Genomic DNA, 17,336 nt, shown 5'->3' with positions numbered 1-17,336 from the left:
CCGGCCAATGAACAGTTCCTCTGCGCCCGCCGTCTACCCCCAGGGCATCAAACTGGGGGTGGACGTGGGCACCGTCCGGGTGGGAGTGGCCATCTGCGACCGCGACTCCATCCTGGCAACGCCTTTTAAAACCCTGGACCGGAATCCTAAGAAGAATTCGGACATCCGGGTTATTGTAGCTCTTGCTCAGGAACTCGGGGCGGCGCAGATCATTGTAGGCCTTCCGCGGACCATGAAGGGCGAAGAGCACGCCTCCGCCCGAATGGCCAGCGAATATGCAGAACTGCTGGTCCTGGAACTTGCACGCCGCGGTTCAGACGTTCCGGTGAATCTGGTTGACGAGCGGCTGAGCAGCGTCACGGCGCACCGGAACCTCCACGAGGCTGGCATGAGCAGCAGAAACCACCGTAAAGTAGTGGATCAGGTTGCGGCTGCGGGAATACTGCAGCACGCCATAGACATGCAAAAAGCCAGGGGAACGGATGTAGGACGCCGCGTTGACGTGGTTTCCCAGCCGGGGCATTCCGGAGAGCCTGCAGCGGTTATTCCTGTGCAGTCCATTCCGGGAGACGCGACTCGATCCTCAGAAGATGGAAGGCTACAGTGAGCCCGGTCAATAGCGACGACTCCTCCGGCAGCGCAGACAACGGCGCTGGACGCCCGCTGACACGCAGGGAACTCCGGGCCCGGGAGAAGTCCCAGGGCACAGGAAGCAACAGCGTCATCCCTGAACAGGCATACCAGACAGGTCAGGACATTCCCGCGCCGGCACACACACCGGCGGTTCCCGCTGCGCCCGTGGTTCCGCCAACCGTCCAGATGCCGGCACCTGAACACAGCGATTCGGTTCAGGATCCAGGCGTCCCGGATCACCCGAACCCGGAACCCGACCCTTATGTGGAACCTCCGGAGGATGCGCACCGCGAGGATGCCCACGATGAGCTTGTCGTTGCCGAGGACGTGCAGCACGAAGCCGTCCACCCGGAGGATGTCCACCACGAAGCCGTCCACCCGGAAGATGTGCAGCACGAAGCCGTCCACCACGAAGCCGTCCACCCGGAAGATGTGCAGCACGAAGCCGTCCACCCGGAGGATGTGCAGCACGAAGCCGTCCACCACGAAGCCGTCCACCACGAAGCCGTCCACCCGGAAGATGTCCACCACGAAGGCACCGGAGACGGCGAGTACGCCGGCCACCATGCGGAGCACGCCTACGCGCTGTACGACGATCACCCTGGGTACCACGAGGCTGAACCAGCGCATGAGCACTCCCTGCTTGGCAGCACCCCTGCCGTGGAGCTGTTCTCCGCTCCATCGAAAAAGGTCCGGCGGCGGCGGCGCTTCGTGGCGCTCCTTATTACGCTGACCGTATTTGTTGCCGCCATCGCCGTCGGTGCCCAGTTCCTCAAACCGCTGCTTGGGATGGACAGGCTGACGGACTTTCCGGGCCCGGGAACAGGCCAGGTTCACATATCAGTGCTGACGGGCGAAGGCCCCAGATCAATCGCCACCAAACTGGAAACCGAGAAAGTCATCGCGAACGCCGACACCTTCGCGGAGGCATTCGCCACCGCCGGCGGAACCCTGGCGCCCGGTGACTACACCTTCCGCCAGGAGATGAAGAATTCCGACGCGGTGGCGGTGCTGCTCGGCCAGGAAAAGGGCAAGGTCATGTATTTCGCCCTCAACGCAGGGCTGAGAATCACCGAGTCGCTGGAGGCCATTTCCGAAGGCTCAGGGATCCCCGTTGCGGAGCTGAAAGCGCTCAGCGACTCGGCCTCACAGTTCGGTGTTCCCGCCAAAGCGAAGAATCTTGAGGGATTCCTGGCCCCCGGCGAATACAGGTTCCCGCTGGGTACAGCTGCCAAGGACATCCTCCAGGCCCTTGTGAAGGTCACACTGGACGAACTCAAGGCGCAGGGCATCACGGAGCCCGCCAAGCGGTACGACGCCATTATTGTCGCCAGTATTGTCCAGGCGGAAGGCGGCCAGGCCGAATACGGTGATGTTGCCGGCGCCATCTATAACCGGCTCAAGCCCAAGAACACCGAGACGAACGGCCTGATTCAATCGGATGCCACTGTCACGTACGGTCTGGGCAGAAAAAGCTTCCACATCGATGAAAACGAGAAGGCTGACAAGTCCAATCCCTACAACACGTATGCGAACACCGGGCTGCCGGTTGGCCCCATCGGCTCGCCCGGCAAGACGGCAATAGACGCTGCCGCGAAGCCCAAGGCCAATGACTACCTGTACTGGGTGACCATCAACCTTGATACCAAAGAGACCAAGTTTTCGAAGACTCTGGCGCAACATAACGTCTATGTTGCCCAGTACAACTCCTGGTGTGACGCCCACGCAGGCCGTTGCGTATGAGCCTCCGGGCCGCTGTCCTAGGACATCCGATCAGTCACTCCAAATCCCCGGCTCTCCACCTGGCTGCCTACGCGCGGCTCGGCCTGGAGATCGGCTACACAGCCATTGATGTCACGGAAGACACCCTGCCGGCCTTTATGGAGGCCGTACGGTCCCAGGAAGGCTGGTGCGGACTCTCTGTCACCATGCCGTTGAAAACGGCCATGGTTCCTGAAGTGGACGAAGTCCGCGGGGTGGCCGGCGTCCTGGGCGTCGTCAACACGGTGGTATTTGAAGGCACGGGGGAGTCAATCCGCAGGATCGGCTACAACACCGACGTCGCAGGCATTGTCAACGCCGTCCTCAACGCCGGTGCGGTCAAGGCGCCGGCCGCCGTGATTCTGGGTGGCGGTGGTACGGCGGCAGCGGCAGTAGCGGCGCTGATGGATCTCGGCGCCAAGCACGTGGATGTCTTTGTCCGCGATGTCAGCCGCGCAGCGCAAGCCCGAGCCGCGGCATCCCGCGTGGGTCTGGATATCAGCGTCCGCCCCATATCTGAAGCTGTGTCAGCCATGGCCGCCGCCGACGTCGTGATTTCCACTCTTCCGCCCCGCGCGGCGGACGGCATGGCCGCGGAGCTGGCCGGACTGCGGGCGGATACCTCCGGCGTCCTACTGGATGTGGCCTATGATCCGTGGCCGAGCCGTATTGCCGCGGCCTGGCATCAAGGCGGAGGTTCCGTGGTCCCGGGGCTGGAAATGCTGCTGTACCAGGCCGTCGAACAGGTGCGTTACTTCACCGGGCGTGGCGATGAAGTCAACGCCGGTGTCATAGATGTGATGTGTGACGCAGTCGGGGCTCCCCGACGGGTGTTCTGACAGCCATACGTGGCAGGATGGATTCCATGTTGCGTTGGTTGACTGCCGGTGAATCCCATGGTCCGGCTCTGATGGGAATTATTGAAGGCGTCCCTGCAGGTGTTGAACTCACCAGCGGGCAGATCGCGGACTCTTTGGCCCGCCGCCGCCTTGGTTACGGCCGTGGCGCCCGGATGAAGTTTGAACAGGACGTTGTCACCATCCTCGGCGGAGTCCGGCACGGACTCACCCAGGGCGGACCTGTTGCCGTCCAGGTCGGAAACACGGAATGGCCCAAATGGGAGCAGATCATGTCTGCCGATCCGGTTGCCCCGGAGATTCTTGCCGACCAGGCCCGCAACGCCCCGTTGACGCGCCCTCGCCCGGGCCACGCGGATTTCACCGGCATGCAGAAGTACGGCTTCGATGAAGCCCGCCCCGTCCTTGAGCGCGCAAGCGCCCGCGAGACCGCAACACGTGTGGCGATGGGAACTGTGGCGTCACAGTTCCTCAAGCAGCTTGGCATAGAACTGGTGAGCCACACCGTGTCCATCGCCAGCGTCACTGTCCCTGAAGGGCGCCCGCTTCCGGTCCCGGCCAATGTCCTCGCGCTGGATGCCGATCCCCTGCGCTGTTATGACCGCGAAACCTCAGACGCCATGGTTGCCGAGGTTGATGCCGCCCACAAGGAAGGCGAAACCCTGGGCGGAGTGGTTGAAGTCCTGGCCTACGGACTGCCGCCGGGTCTCGGCAGTTATGTGCACTGGGACCGACGCCTGGATTCGCGGCTGGCTGCTGCCCTTATGGGCATCCAGGCAATCAAGGGTGTGGAGGTCGGCGATGGCTTCCTCACGGCAGCCCGCCGGGGCTCGGCCGCGCATGATGAAATCGTCAAGGACGCCGCCGGCAAGATCATCCGCACCAGCAACCGGGCAGGCGGCATTGAAGGTGGCATGAGCATCGGCGATGTACTGCGCGTTCGCGCCGCCATGAAGCCGATCGCAACAGTGCCCCGCGCGCTCCGGACCATCGACGTGAGCACCGGCGAAGCCGCGAGGGCCCACCACCAGCGCTCCGACGTCTGTGCCGTCCCTGCCGCCGGCGTAGTCGCGGAAGCCATGGTGGCGCTTGTGCTGGCAGACGCCGTCACCGAGAAGTTCGGCGGCGATTCCGTTGCCGAAACGGCGCGAAACATCAAGGGCTACCTGGACAACATTCCGGCTTCCCTGGACTCGATCGGCCTGTAATGCCTGCGAGTCGCAAGGCCGGTGCCGCGGCCGCCGGTCCCATTGTGCTAATCGGACCGATGGCAGTGGGCAAGTCTGCCATCGGGCAGCAACTGGCGCATCAGCTTGGTGCCGCGTTTGTTGATACCGACGTCGTGATCGTGGAAAACAACGGCACTATTGTTGACATCTTTGCCGGCCGCGGTGAACATGCCTTCCGCGAAATTGAAGCCCGGACCGTAGCCCGGGTGGTGGAGGAAGCTGCCGCTACCGCCACGGTGATCTCGCTGGGCGGCGGCGCAGTACTCGACTCCGGCACCCAGCAGCTTCTGGACCACTGCACGGTGGTGTATCTCGAATGTGATGCCGAGACGGTTGCCGGCCGTATTGCGCGGAACTCCGGCCGGCCGCTCCTGGCCGGAGATGCAATGGGCCGCTGGAAGACATTGTTTGCCACACGGCGGCCGGTCTATGAGCGGCTGGCCGACCTCGTTCTGGACGTCCGGCACGGATCCGTAGCTGAGCTTGGACGCCGGCTGGAAGATGAGCTGCGCGAATTCGCAGCCGCCAAAAAGGAAGTTGAAATTTGAGCAGCGAATCAACAGTCATCAAGGTCACCGGCGAGTCGGCGGGGGACAACTACGACGTTGTAGTCGGCCGCGGCCTGCTGGGTTCCCTCCCTGGCCTGCTGGGAGAACGCGTCAGGCGCGTCCTGGTTATCCATCCCCGGGCGCTGAGGCTTACCGGCGATACGGTGCGCGACGAGCTGGCTGCAGCCGGCTTCACCGCCCTCACCGCGGAGATCCCGGACGCCGAGGAAGGCAAGCACATCCAGGTTGCCTCATTCTGCTGGCAGGTCCTGGGACAAAACGATTTCACCCGTTCGGATGCCGTGGTCTCGGTTGGCGGCGGGGCAGTGACAGACCTGGCCGGTTTCGTCGCCGCCACATGGCTACGTGGTGTCAAAGTCATCCACATGCCCACCAGCCTGCTTGGCATGGTGGACGCGTCCGTCGGAGGCAAAACCGGCATCAACACCGCCGAAGGCAAGAACCTCGTAGGCGCCTTCCACCCGCCCGCCGCTGTCCTTGCCGACCTGGACACATTGAATACCCTGCCGAAAAACGAAATCATCTCCGGCATGGCCGAGGTCATCAAGTGTGGCTTCATCGCCGATCCGGCAATCCTGGAGCTTGTCGAGAAGGATCCGGCTGCCGTCTCCGATCCCGGGTCCGACGCCATCCGGGAGCTGATTGAGCGCGCCATCACCGTGAAGGCAAAGGTAGTTTCCGAGGACCTCAAGGAATCCGGACTCCGTGAAATCCTCAACTACGGGCACACCCTGGGCCACGCCATTGAGCTGGTGGAGCGGTACTCATGGCGCCACGGTGCTGCGGTGTCAGTGGGCATGATGTTTGCAGCCGAACTTGCCCGCAGCGTGGGACGCCTCAGCGACGAAGACGCTGACCGGCACCGCAGCATCCTGGAGTCGCTCGGACTGCCGGTTACCTACCGGCGCGACCGCTGGCAGGGGCTGCTGGACGGTATGCGGCGGGACAAGAAATCCCGCGGTGATCTGCTGCGGTTTGTCGTCCTGGACGGCGTGGCAAAGCCGGGCATTCTCGACGTTCCGGATACCTCGCTGCTTTTCGCTGCCTACCAGGAGATTGCCTCCTGATGGAGGACATTCTGGGCGGAACCAGCGAGTGGCCTGACGCCGGATTCCCCGGGGTCAGGATCAGCCCGGATACCCTGCTGCCCCGGATCGTTAATGAAGAATTGTGCCGGACGGCGCTGGAGCGGTCCACGGACCCGGCGGACCGGATCTTTGTTCTCCTGGTCGAAGGCCACGCGGCGGAGGCCGCGGAGCTGCTCGCCGAGGAGAGATACAAGGATCCGGAATCGTTCCGGCTCCGCGCCTTTGAAGCCGAGGTGCTCCGTGTTTCCCACCGCCTCGACCTCGCGGTGGAGCTCTTCCGCCAGCTGCTTACGGAAGTGCAGGGCACCCCCAACGAGGCTCTGGTCCATCAGTTCCTGGGCAGAACCCACTACGCCGCAGGGCATGCGTCTGCGGCCGTGGAATCGTTCGCCCGCGCCCTGGATCTGAGGGTGGCCGGGTCGGCGGATGCGGCATTGATCTATTCGTCCACGGTGGCCCTGCAGCGTGCCCGCAACGTGCTTGATCTGGCTTCCTGAAGACCCTGCATCAGGCCCCCACGGAAAGCTGACCGCTTTTACCGGTAGAATGATTCTTGGATTTTTGATAAACACGCGCTGGCGGGCCGTTTGGCATGCCTGCCTGGCATAGAACGTCTGGCAGATAGAACCAGACAGATAGAAACCAGAGGATACCAGTGGCAACCACAAACGACATCAAGAACGGAACGGTCCTGAAGCTTGAGGGCCAGCTCTGGAACATCATTGAGTTCCAGCACGTAAAGCCGGGCAAGGGTGGCGCGTTCGTGCGTACCAAGATGCGGAACGTCATGTCCGGCAAGGTGGTCGACAAGACCTTCAACGCCGGCCTCAAGATCGAAACTGCAACGGTTGACCGCCGCGACTACCAGTACCTGTACCAGGATGGCGCGGACTTCGTGTTTATGGACACCCAGGACTTCGACCAGATAACGGTTTCCGGGGCCACCGTGGGCGATGCCACCAACTTCCTGCTCGAGAACCAGAACGTCAACATCGCCATCCACGAAGGCAACCCGCTCTACATTGAGTTGCCGCCGAGCGTTGTCCTCGAAATCACCTACACCGAGCCTGGCCTGCAGGGCGACCGGTCCTCCGCCGGCACCAAGCCGGCAACGCTGGAAACCGGCTACGAGATCCAGGTTCCGCTGTTCGTTGAGAACAACACCAAGGTCAAGGTCGATACCCGTGACGGCAGCTACCTCGGCCGGGTCAGCGAGTAGTGAGCGCCCGCGGTAAAGCCCGTAACCGGGCCCTTGACGTCCTCTTCGAAGCGGAGCAGCGTTCCGTTTCGGCCTTTGATGTGCTCCGGGCCCGCCGGGAGAAGACGGACCAGATCATCAACCCCTACACTCTCGAGATCGTCGAAGGCGTGGTCTCACAGCAGGCTGCCATCGACGAATTCCTGGAGACGTATTCCCAGGGCTGGACGCTGGAGCGGATGCCGTCAGTGGACCGCATCATCCTGCGGATCGGCACCTGGGAGCTGCTCTACAACGATGACGTTCCTGACGGCGTGGCCGTGAGCGAAGCCGTGGCACTGGCCAAGACCCTCTCAACGGATGAGTCGCCGTCGTTCATCAACGGTCTTCTTGGCCGTCTGCAGCAGCTGAAGCCGTCGCTGCTGGCCTGATTCGAGGCAGGTTCCAAATCAGGAAGGGGCCGGTGTCCGCCGCAAGGCTGGCAGCGGCCCCTTCTGCTGTTCCCGGCAGATTGCCTAGAGTCCGACGGCGGCACGCATCGCCACAACGTCGTGCAGCTGCTGGCGTTCGTCCGACTGATGTGTCTGGATGTCCCGTCCGCTGAGAATTCTCTGCCTGGTGAAGGCAAGCCGGGTGGCCGCCTTGAGGAAGGTCTTCATCTGAGGCCCGCGGTTGTACGTTTTCGCCCATCGGACAGCTGCCCTTCTGCCGCCTGCAGTGGCCAGCAAGTCCACTTCGGCGGGGGTGAACCATCCCGCCGCCGCGTACTCAAGGAGCCTCTGGCGGGTGAGCCTGTTTTCCGCAATGCGCAAGAGCACGATCATTCCGATGGCCAGCAGAAATATGGGTATCTGGATCAGCACATAGTCCGCGAGGAATCCCTCGCCCATGCTGTTCCATCGGCTGTGCAGGAACATTGCGGGGATCAGCCCGACAAGAAACGCACCCACGGAAACGCCTGGCTGCCAACGGCGGGCCGCGAAGCCCATGATGAGCCCGGTAGCACCGATGAAGATGGCGTGGGCGAACGGGGACATTACGCCGCGGAGGAAGAAGATCCGGGCGAGGTCGGTGGCGGGGCTGCTGGATTCGGCGATCGCCCGGCCGAAGTAGAGGATGTTTTCCGTAAACGCGAATCCGCCGGCGATGGTGAAGGCGAACACCACACCGTCCACGGGGCCGTCAAAGTGTTTCCGCGCCAGCAGCAGAAGGAGCAGCAGGCCAAGTCCTTTGGCGAATTCCTCCACTACCGGCGCCTGCACTGTGGTCATGAAAGTCAGATAGCCCTCGTCTGAAGGTCCGGCATACGCGAGCGCGAAAACAGGCTGAACAAGCAGGGTCACCGCAATGGAGACCGCCGCTCCCCACGTAAACGCGAAAAGCAAAAGGCGTTTCGGTTCGGGCTCCCAGCGGTCGATCACGTAGACGGCCAGCAGTACCGCGGCCAGCGGGACCAGTGACGCCACGAAGCCGATGAAGAATCCTGCGCTTCCGGTGCTGGCCAGCAGAAAGGGGATGACCACGAACAGGCTGAAGAAGGCCAGGATGCCACCACCAACCACCAGGCCCAGCTCCCCGGCGGGCTTCCGCCTGCCGGGGAGCGGCGGCAGCGGCGGGACCCGCTGTTGAACTGGCTGCGCGCTGTTGCCCGGCGCCGGCTGGTAGTTCTGTTCCTGGACGTGACCCATCCAGCTGGGATTGGTCTGCTGCCGGAATCGGCCCTGCAGCCCCGAAGCAGGCCTGCCGGGTTGTCCCGGGTCCGGCATATGGTGGTTCATCGACATAACAGAGAGCCTATGTGCCGCAGCTCGCACCTCCAAGGTGCAGCCGGCGAAGGGAGGCCGTCGCAGCCGTGGCCGGTGTGTGACCCAGAACGCTCTGAGCAGCCGCCGTCTGGAGGGACGCGGTGTGGTAATTTTGGAAGGCAAATTGTTCCTTTTTAATTCCGTCCTGTGAGGCGGGGAAAGGGGAGACGAGCGTTGACTTCTGTCACAGACGCACCGGTTCCGGCCAGGGTTGTACTCAACCAGGCGGATATCGACCGTGCACTAACTCGTATCGCCCATGAGATTCTCGAAGCCAATAAGGGCTCCAAGGATCTGGTCCTGTTGGGCATTCCGCGCCGCGGCTATCCGCTGGCCGTCCGGCTGGCCCGGAAAATTGCCGCCGCAGACCCCACCGTTGATGCCGCCGCGATCGTCGGCCAGCTCGATGTCACCATGTTCCGCGATGACCTTTCACACCACCCCACCCGGCCGCCCTACCCCACCCAGCTGCCGCAATCGGGAATCGACAACAAAGTGGTGGTCCTCATCGATGATGTTCTGTATTCGGGCCGCACCATCCGCGCCGCCCTGGACGCCATCATTGATCTGGGCCGGCCGCGCATTGTGCGCCTGGCAGTCCTGATAGACCGCGGACACCGTGAACTGCCCATCCGCGCTGACCATGTGGGCAAGAACCTCCCCACGTCCTCGTCCGAGAAGGTGCGTGTCCGGCTGGAGGAGACCGATTCCGGCGACGGACAGGCAGTCAACGAAGTAGTCATCGAGGCGGGCGTATGAAGCACCTGCTTTCCACCGAGGACCTGAGCCTCGCCAACGCCGTCCGCATCCTCGATACAGCCGAGGAAATGGCGGCGGTGGGGGACCGGGAGGTCAAAAAGCTGCCGGCACTGCGCGGCCGCACCGTGGTCAACCTGTTCTTTGAGGACTCGACCAGAACACGGATCTCCTTCGAAGCCGCCGCGAAACGGCTCTCCGCGGACGTTATCAACTTTGCTGCCAAAGGATCCTCTGTCTCGAAGGGTGAGTCCCTCAAGGACACAGCCCAGACGCTGGCAGCGATGGGGGCGGACGCCGTCGTCATCCGCCACTGGGCCTCCGGTGCCCCGCACCGGCTTGCATCAACCGACTGGATCGACGCAGCCGTCATCAATGCCGGTGACGGCACCCACGAGCACCCCACCCAGGCTCTCCTGGACGCGTTCACCATGCGGCGGCACTGGTCAAAGCTGGCCGGCACACCTTCCACCGGGGCGGATCTGACAGGAATGCGCGTGGCCATGGCCGGCGACGTTCTGCACTCGCGCGTGGCCCGCTCCAATGTCTGGCTGCTCCGCACCCTTGGTGCCGAAGTCACGCTGGTGGCGCCACCCACGCTGCTGCCCGTCGGCGTCGAAAAATGGCCGTGCAGCATCAGCTACAACCTGGATGAAACCCTTGAAAAGGGTGTGGACGCCATGATGATGCTCCGGGTGCAGGGCGAACGGATGAACGCGTCATTCTTCCCTTCGGCGCGCGAATATTCGCGCCGCTGGGGATTCGATGACAACCGGCTGCAGACCCTGGACCGACTGGGCCTCAAAGACACCATCATCATGCACCCCGGCCCCATGAACCGGGGCCTCGAAATTTCCTCGGCCGCCGCGGATTCGCCCCGTTCCACGGTGCTTGCGCAGGTGCGCAACGGCGTGTCCATCCGGATGGCTGCCCTGTACCTGCTGCTCTCCGGGGACACCCGCGAACCGGCCGCCAACACGAGCAAGGAGAGCCACTGATGGCACAAGATCAAAAGGACGCAGGCAACAGCGGGGCCTACCTCATCAGGGGTGCCGCTATTCTCGGCGGGGCAACGGAAGACCTCCTGATCCGCGACGGCATCATCGCCGGGCGCGGCCAGAACCTCTCCTTCGACGGCGCCACGGTCATCGAAGCCGGCGGCCTTGTCGCACTGCCTGGCATGGTGGACATCCACACGCACCTGCGCGAACCCGGGCGTGAAGACGCCGAAACGGTTGAAACCGGGACCCGCGCCGCGGCCCTGGGCGGCTATACGGCCGTGCACGCGATGGCGAACAGCACCCCCGTGGCGGACACCGCCGGCGTAGTGGAACAGGTGCACAGCCTGGGCCGTGCGGCCGGCTGGGTTGACGTCCGCCCAGTTGGCGCCGTGACCGTCGGGCTCGCGGGGGAACAACTGGCGGAACTCGGTGCGATGGCCGACTCCCGCGCCCGGGTCCGCGTATTTTCCGATGACGGCATCTGCGTGCACGATCCCGTGCTCATGCGCCGCGCCCTTGAATACGTCAAGGCGTTCGACGGCGTGGTGGCCCAGCACGCGCAGGAGCCGCGGCTCACCGCCGGCGCCCAGATGAACGAAGGCGAAGTCTCGGCCGTCCTTGGCCTGACAGGCTGGCCGGCCGTTGCCGAGGAAAGCATCATTGCCCGCGACGTCCTGCTGGCGCAGCACGTGGACTCCCGGCTCCACGTCTGCCACGTTTCCACTGCGGGTTCCGTGGAGATCATCCGCTGGGCCAAGGCACGCGGCATCAAAGTCACGGCGGAAGTGACGCCGCACCACCTGCTGCTCACGGATGAACTGGTCCGCAGCTATGATCCCGTCTACAAGGTAAACCCGCCGCTCCGCACGGACTCCGACGTCCAGGCGCTCCGGGCAGGACTCGCCGACGGCACCATCGACGTCGTCGGCACGGACCACGCCCCGCACCCGAGCGAACACAAGGAATGCGAATGGGCGCAGGCGGCCATGGGCATGACCGGGCTGGAAACCGCACTGTCCGTGGTTCAGGAGACCATGATCGAAACCGGGCTGATGGGCTGGGCGGACTTCGCCCGGGTCACGTCCACTGCCCCCGCCGCAATCGGCGGCGTGGGCGACCAGGGCCGTCCGCTGGAGGCAGGCGAACCTGCCAACGTCACACTTGTGGACCCGGCTGCGCGCTGGACAGTCGACCCTTCTAAGATGGCAACCATGGGCCGTAACTCACCGTTTGCCGGCAGGGAACTCCCCGGCAAGGTGGTGGCGACGTTCTTCAAGGGCCACCCCACCGTCCTGGACGGGAAACTCAACAGCCCCTACCGGTACCCCGCGGACACCAACGCCCCGGCAGGCGCATCCTGATGGACAGAATCCTTCCCGGAATTCTCATGCTGGCGCTGGTTGCCGTTGTGTTTGTCCTGATTGCCATCGGCTGGCGCAACCGCCTCAGGCGGCAGTCCGGCGTCGAACAGCTCCCGGCAGTTCCTGCCGAACTGAGCGCCCCGCTGGTCTCGGCCGACGGCCAGTACGTGGCGTCCACAACCGCCGGCGACTGGCTGGACCGCATTGCGGTCCATGGCCTGGGGATCCGGACCAATGCAGGACTCAGTGTGCACCCCGAAGGCGCGTTGTTTGACCGTGCCGGAGCGCCGGCGGTTTTTATCCCGCTCGCGGCGCTCACCGGCGTCCGGCACGACAGCGGCATGGCCGGCAAATTCGTGGAAAAGGATGGACTGCTGGTTTTGAGCTGGACGCTGGGCTCCCACGAACTGGACACCGGATTCCGGACCCGCCGGGCGGCCGACAAGGACGCCCTCTACGACACTCTTCAAAAATTGATCTCCGCAGCCCCTCATGCAGATGCCCATAGTGGAAAGTAATACAGTGACGGACACCAACGAAATGACAGCAAACACAGGAACTGCGCCGCAGGCAGCAATTTCCACGCCCGCGGCCCTGGTGCTTGAAGACGGCCGGATTTTCCGCGGCAGCAGCTACGGCGCCACAGGCACGGCCCTCGGCGAGGCGGTCTTCGCTACTGGCATGACCGGCTACCAGGAGACCATCACGGACCCCTCCTACGCCCGCCAGCTGGTGGTCCAGACGGCACCGCACATCGGCAACACGGGCGTCAACAGCGACGACGCCGAGTCCCGCCGCATCTGGGTGGCCGGCTACATCGTCCGCGACGCAGCCCGGCGCCCGTCCAACTGGCGTTCCGAGCGCAGCCTCGACTCGGAACTCGTGGAACAGGGGATCGTGGGTATCCAGGGTGTTGACACCCGCGCCATCACCCGCCACCTGCGCGAACACAAAACCATGCGCGCCGGCATCTTCTCCGGCGAGGCCGCCCAGGTCACCGACAAGGAGCTGGTGAACGCCGTGCTGGCGAGCGCGCCGATGGAGGGCTCCCGGCTAGCCGAGGAGGTCAGCATCGATGAGGCCTACGTGGTGGAACCTGCGGACCATGGCTGGGATGGTGAGGCAAAGTTCAGCATCGCCGCGGTGGACCTCGGCATCAAAGCAATGACGCCCGTCCGCTTTGCCGAACGCGGCGTGCGGGTGCACGTGCTGCCGGCCACCTGCACCCTCGAGGACGTCAAAACCGTCAACCCGGACGGTTTCTTCATGTCCAACGGCCCGGGCGACCCCGCCACGGCGGACAACCAGGTCAAGCTGCTTCGCTCGGTGCTGGATGAAAAGATTCCGTACTTCGGCATCTGCTTCGGCAACCAGATCCTGGGCCGCGCCCTGGGGTTCGGCACGTACAAGCTCCGCTACGGCCACCGGGGCATCAACCAGCCCGTCCTGGACCGCCGCACAGGCAAGGTGGAAATCACCTCCCAGAACCACGGCTTCGCTGTGGACGCACCGCTCGACGGCGCCACCCGGGCCCCGGAAGAACGCTACGGTCGTGTTGAGGTCAGCCACATCAGCCTCAACGACGACGTCGTGGAAGGGCTGGCATGCTTGGACATCCCGGCGTTCTCGGTCCAGTACCACCCCGAAGCCGCAGCCGGCCCGCACGACGCCGCCTACCTGTTCGACAGGTTCATCGATCTCATGGCGGACACCAAAAACGCTGCCACTGCCAATAAGACTGAACACAAGACTGAGGACAAGAAGTAATGCCTAAGAGAACTGACCTTAAGAGCGTCCTGGTCATCGGTTCCGGCCCGATCGTGATCGGCCAGGCGGCCGAGTTCGATTACTCCGGTACGCAGGCACTCCGTGTCCTCAAGGAGGAAGGCCTGCGCGTAATCCTGGTCAACTCCAACCCGGCCACCATCATGACGGATCCCGAGTTTGCCGACGCCACCTACATTGAGCCCATCACCCCCGAGGTGGTGGAGAAGATCATCGCCAAGGAGCGCCCGGATGCGCTCCTGCCCACCCTTGGCGGCCAGACGGCCCTGAACACGGCCATTGCCCTGGACAAGAACGGCGTGCTTGAGAAGTACAACGTGGAGCTGATCGGCGCCAACATCGCCGCAATCGAGCTCGGCGAGGACCGCGAAAAGTTCAAGGGTGTGGTGGAGCGCTGCGGTGCCGAGTCAGCGCGCAGCCACATCATCCACAACATGGACGAGGCACTCTCCGCCGCCGAGGACCTGCTGTACCCGATGGTGGTCCGTCCGTCCTTCACCATGGGCGGACTGGGTTCCGGCCTGGCGTACAACGAGGATGACCTCCGCCGGATCGTGGGGCAGGGACTCCAGTACAGCCCCACCAGCGAAGTGCTGCTCGAAGAGAGCATTCTTGGCTGGAAGGAATACGAGCTGGAGATGATGCGCGACAAGAACGACAACGTCGTGGTTGTCTGCTCCATCGAGAACTTTGACCCCGTAGGTGTCCACACCGGCGACTCCATCACGGTGGCACCGGCGCTCACCCTCACCGACCGCGAGTACCAGCGCCTGCGCGACATCTCCATCGCCGTCATCCGCGAAGTGGGCGTGGACACCGGCGGCTGCAACATCCAGTTCGCCGTCGAGCCTGATACCGGGCGTGTGGTGGTCATCGAAATGAACCCGCGCGTCTCGCGTTCCTCGGCATTGGCCTCGAAGGCAACGGGCTTCGCGATCGCCAAGATCGCCACCAAGCTGTCACTGGGCTACACACTCGATGAGATCCCCAACGACATCACCCAGAAGACCCCCGCCTCCTTCGAGCCCACCCTGGACTACGTTGTGGTCAAGGTTCCGCGGTTCGCGTTCGAGAAGTTCCCGGCCGCGGATCCCACGCTGACCACCACCATGAAGTCTGTGGGCGAAGCCATGGCCATGGGCCGCAACTTCACCGAGGCATTGCAGAAGGCGCTGCGTTCCCTGGAGCAGAAGGGCTCTCAGCTCGACTTCAGTTCGGTTCCGGAATGGGAAGTTCCTGAGCTGATCGAGAAATCCAAGCGTCCCACCACCGAACGCCTGCACCAGGTGCAGCGTGCCCTGCTCGGCGGCGCCACCGTGGAGCAGCTGTTCGAGGCCACCAGGATCGACCCGTGGTACCTGGACCAGCTGCAGCTGCTCAACGAGATCTCGCTGGAGATCCGCAAATCCGCTGCCCTGACCCAGGAGATGCTGAAGCGCGCCAAGCGCCACGGTTTCTCCGACGAGCAGATCGGTTCACTGACCCACAATCCGGAAGCCGTGGTCCGCGGAGTCCGCCAGGCCCTCGGCATCCGCCCGGTCTACAAGACCGTGGATACCTGCGCCGCGGAATTCGCCGCCTACACGCCGTACCACTACTCCTCGTATGACGAAGAGGACGAGGTGGCGCTGCACTCCAAGCCGTCCATCATCATCCTGGGCTCCGGTCCGAACCGGATCGGCCAGGGCATCGAGTTCGACTACTCCTGCGTGCACGCCTCCATGGCGCTGCGCAAGGCCGGCTACGAGACGGTCATGGTCAACTGCAACCCCGAGACGGTCTCCACCGACTACGACGTCTCCACGCGTTTGTACTTCGAGCCGCTGACGCTCGAGGACGTCCTGGAGGTCATCGCGGCCGAGGAACGCACTGGCGGCGTCATGGGTGTGTTTGTCCAGCTCGGCGGCCAGACCCCGCTGAAGCTCGCGCAACAGCTGGCCGACGCCGGTGTGCCCATCCTGGGTACCTCTCCCGAGGCGATCGACCTCGCTGAGCACCGCGGAGCTTTTGCGCGCGTCCTGGACGAAGCCGGCCTGATCTCCCCGAAGAACGGCACCGCCGTTTCCTTCGAGGACGCCAAGAAGATCGCCGACGAAATCGGCTACCCCGTGCTTGTCCGGCCGTCCTATGTCCTGGGCGGCCGAGGGATGGAGATCGTCTATGACGAAGCCAACCTTTCCCGCTACATCGCCAACGCCACGGAAATCACGCAGGACCACCCGGTGCTGATTGACCGGTTCCTGGAAGATGCGGTTGAGATCGACGTCGACGCCCTCTTTGACGGCACGGACATGTACCTGGGCGGCATCATGGAGCACATCGAGGAAGCCGGCATCCACTCCGGTGACTCCGCCTGTGTGCTGCCCCCCATCACCCTGGGCAACAATGTGATTGAGCGTGTCCGCGTTGCCACCCGGGCCATTGCCGAAGGTGTGGGCGTCCGCGGTCTCATCAACATCCAGTTCGCCCTGGCCTCGGATGTGCTCTACGTGCTCGAAGCCAACCCGCGGGCCTCCCGCACCGTGCCGTTCGTCTCCAAAGCAACGGGTGTGCAGATGGCCAAAGCCGCGGCCCTGATCGGCACCGGTGTGACCATCGGCCAGCTGCGCAGTGCTTACAAGATGCTGCCGGAAACCGGCGACGGCTCCACGCTGCCGCTGGACGCCCCCGTTTCGGTCAAGGAAGCTGTCCTGCCGTTCAGCAGGTTCCGCACGCCTGAGGGCACCGTGGTGGACTCGCTGCTGGGTCCGGAGATGCGTTCCACTGGCGAAGTCATGGGCATCGACAAGCACTTCGACACGGCCTTCGCCAAGAGCCAGGCGGCGGCCAACAACGCCCTGCCCACCGAGGGCAAGGTGTTTGTCTCCGTCGCGAACCGTGACAAGCGGGCCATCATCATGGCCGTCAAGCGGCTTCACGACCTCGGCTTCGAGATCGTCTCCACCGGCGGCACCGCGGACGTCCTGCGCCGCAACGGGCTCCAGGCCACCACGGTCCGCAAGGTCGCCGAGGGCTCCAGCGCCGAAGGTGAAGGAACCATTGCAGATCTCATCATCGCCGGTGAAATCGACATGGTGTTCAACACCCCCTCCGGCGGCGAAGCCCGCGGCGACGGCTACGAAATCCGGGCGGCGGCGACGTCAATCGGCATCCCGTGCATCACCACGGTGGCGGAATTCAATGCCGCCGTGCAGGCCATCGAGGCCATGCGCACGTACGAATGGACGGTCACGAGCCTGCAGGAGCACGCTGCGAACCTGTTGGCCTCGCAGATGGCCGCACAGAATGCCTGA

The 17,336-nt window shown here is 63.9% G+C and carries 16 protein-coding genes; 15 read left to right on the top strand and 1 reads right to left on the bottom strand.

Annotation, left to right across the window (positions count from 1 at the left end):
- The first annotated feature begins 7 nt into the window (after window positions 1-7).
- The 9 genes from ruvX (at window position 8) to nusB (ending at window position 7,766) form a co-directional block, all read left to right on the top strand.
- On the top strand, window positions 8-607 hold the full coding sequence (ruvX, locus tag V3C33_09015; protein ID XAS69369.1) for a Holliday junction resolvase RuvX: 600 nt from the start codon (window positions 8-10) through the stop codon (window positions 605-607).
- Window positions 604-2,376 carry an endolytic transglycosylase MltG gene (gene mltG, locus V3C33_09010; protein XAS69368.1) on the top strand — a complete coding sequence of 591 codons (1,773 nt, stop codon included), beginning with the start codon at window positions 604-606 and terminating at the stop codon, window positions 2,374-2,376. Before ruvX ends, mltG begins: the two co-directional genes overlap by 4 nt.
- Window positions 2,373-3,233, top strand: coding sequence for a shikimate dehydrogenase (locus tag V3C33_09005; protein ID XAS69367.1), 861 nt, complete (start codon window positions 2,373-2,375; stop codon window positions 3,231-3,233). The genes mltG and V3C33_09005 overlap by 4 nt, the downstream gene beginning before the upstream one ends.
- 26 nt (window positions 3,234-3,259) lie before the next feature.
- Window positions 3,260-4,459, top strand: a complete 1,200-nt coding sequence (aroC, locus tag V3C33_09000; GenBank protein ID XAS69366.1) for a chorismate synthase — start codon at window positions 3,260-3,262, stop codon at window positions 4,457-4,459.
- Window positions 4,459-5,028, top strand: coding sequence for a shikimate kinase (locus V3C33_08995; protein ID XAS69365.1), 570 nt, complete (start codon window positions 4,459-4,461; stop codon window positions 5,026-5,028). Before aroC ends, V3C33_08995 begins: the two co-directional genes overlap by 1 nt.
- Complete coding sequence (gene aroB, locus V3C33_08990; protein ID XAS69364.1) at window positions 5,025-6,116, top strand: 3-dehydroquinate synthase; 1,092 nt, start codon at window positions 5,025-5,027, stop codon at window positions 6,114-6,116. Before V3C33_08995 ends, aroB begins: the two co-directional genes overlap by 4 nt.
- Window positions 6,116-6,634 carry a tetratricopeptide repeat protein gene (locus V3C33_08985; protein XAS69363.1) on the top strand — a complete coding sequence of 173 codons (519 nt, stop codon included), beginning with the start codon at window positions 6,116-6,118 and terminating at the stop codon, window positions 6,632-6,634. Before aroB ends, V3C33_08985 begins: the two co-directional genes overlap by 1 nt.
- A gap of 158 nt (window positions 6,635-6,792) precedes the next feature.
- Complete coding sequence (gene efp, locus V3C33_08980; protein XAS69362.1) at window positions 6,793-7,356, top strand: elongation factor P; 564 nt, start codon at window positions 6,793-6,795, stop codon at window positions 7,354-7,356.
- Window positions 7,356-7,766, top strand: coding sequence for a transcription antitermination factor NusB (gene nusB / locus V3C33_08975; protein ID XAS69361.1), 411 nt, complete (start codon window positions 7,356-7,358; stop codon window positions 7,764-7,766). The genes efp and nusB overlap by 1 nt, the downstream gene beginning before the upstream one ends.
- An 84-nt stretch (window positions 7,767-7,850) precedes the next feature.
- On the opposite strand, the gene V3C33_08970 is transcribed toward nusB, so the two are convergent.
- A complete protein-coding gene (locus V3C33_08970) occupies window positions 7,851-9,023 on the bottom strand; it encodes a PrsW family intramembrane metalloprotease (GenBank protein ID XAS69699.1) in 1,173 nt (390 codons plus the stop codon).
- Window positions 9,024-9,314: 291 nt separating this feature from the next.
- Here V3C33_08970 and pyrR point away from each other — a divergent pair, with 291 nt between their 5' ends.
- Genes pyrR through carB form a run of 6 tightly spaced genes read left to right on the top strand, consistent with a single transcriptional unit; the run spans window position 9,315 to window position 17,336 of the window.
- On the top strand, window positions 9,315-9,899 hold the full coding sequence (pyrR, locus tag V3C33_08965) for a bifunctional pyr operon transcriptional regulator/uracil phosphoribosyltransferase PyrR (protein ID XAS69360.1): 585 nt from the start codon (window positions 9,315-9,317) through the stop codon (window positions 9,897-9,899).
- Window positions 9,896-10,894: an aspartate carbamoyltransferase catalytic subunit gene (locus tag V3C33_08960; GenBank protein ID XAS69359.1), complete on the top strand. Its 999-nt coding sequence runs from the start codon at window positions 9,896-9,898 to the stop codon at window positions 10,892-10,894. The genes pyrR and V3C33_08960 overlap by 4 nt, the downstream gene beginning before the upstream one ends.
- On the top strand, window positions 10,894-12,258 hold the full coding sequence (locus tag V3C33_08955; GenBank protein ID XAS69358.1) for a dihydroorotase: 1,365 nt from the start codon (window positions 10,894-10,896) through the stop codon (window positions 12,256-12,258). The genes V3C33_08960 and V3C33_08955 overlap by 1 nt, the downstream gene beginning before the upstream one ends.
- The gene (locus tag V3C33_08950) at window positions 12,258-12,776 is read left to right on the top strand and encodes a hypothetical protein (GenBank protein XAS69357.1); all 519 of its coding nucleotides are present in this window, start codon (window positions 12,258-12,260) and stop codon (window positions 12,774-12,776) included. The genes V3C33_08955 and V3C33_08950 overlap by 1 nt, the downstream gene beginning before the upstream one ends.
- A 22-nt stretch (window positions 12,777-12,798) precedes the next feature.
- Entirely contained in the window at window positions 12,799-14,025 is a 1,227-nt protein-coding gene (gene carA / locus V3C33_08945) for a glutamine-hydrolyzing carbamoyl-phosphate synthase small subunit (protein ID XAS69698.1), read from the top strand.
- On the top strand, window positions 14,025-17,336 hold the full coding sequence (gene carB / locus V3C33_08940; protein XAS69356.1) for a carbamoyl-phosphate synthase large subunit: 3,312 nt from the start codon (window positions 14,025-14,027) through the stop codon (window positions 17,334-17,336). The genes carA and carB overlap by 1 nt, the downstream gene beginning before the upstream one ends.

The organism is Micrococcaceae bacterium Sec5.7 (assembly GCA_039636785.1).
GTDB lineage: Bacteria > Actinomycetota > Actinomycetes > Actinomycetales > Micrococcaceae > Arthrobacter.
This window is presented reverse-complemented; position numbering and strand designations above follow the sequence as displayed.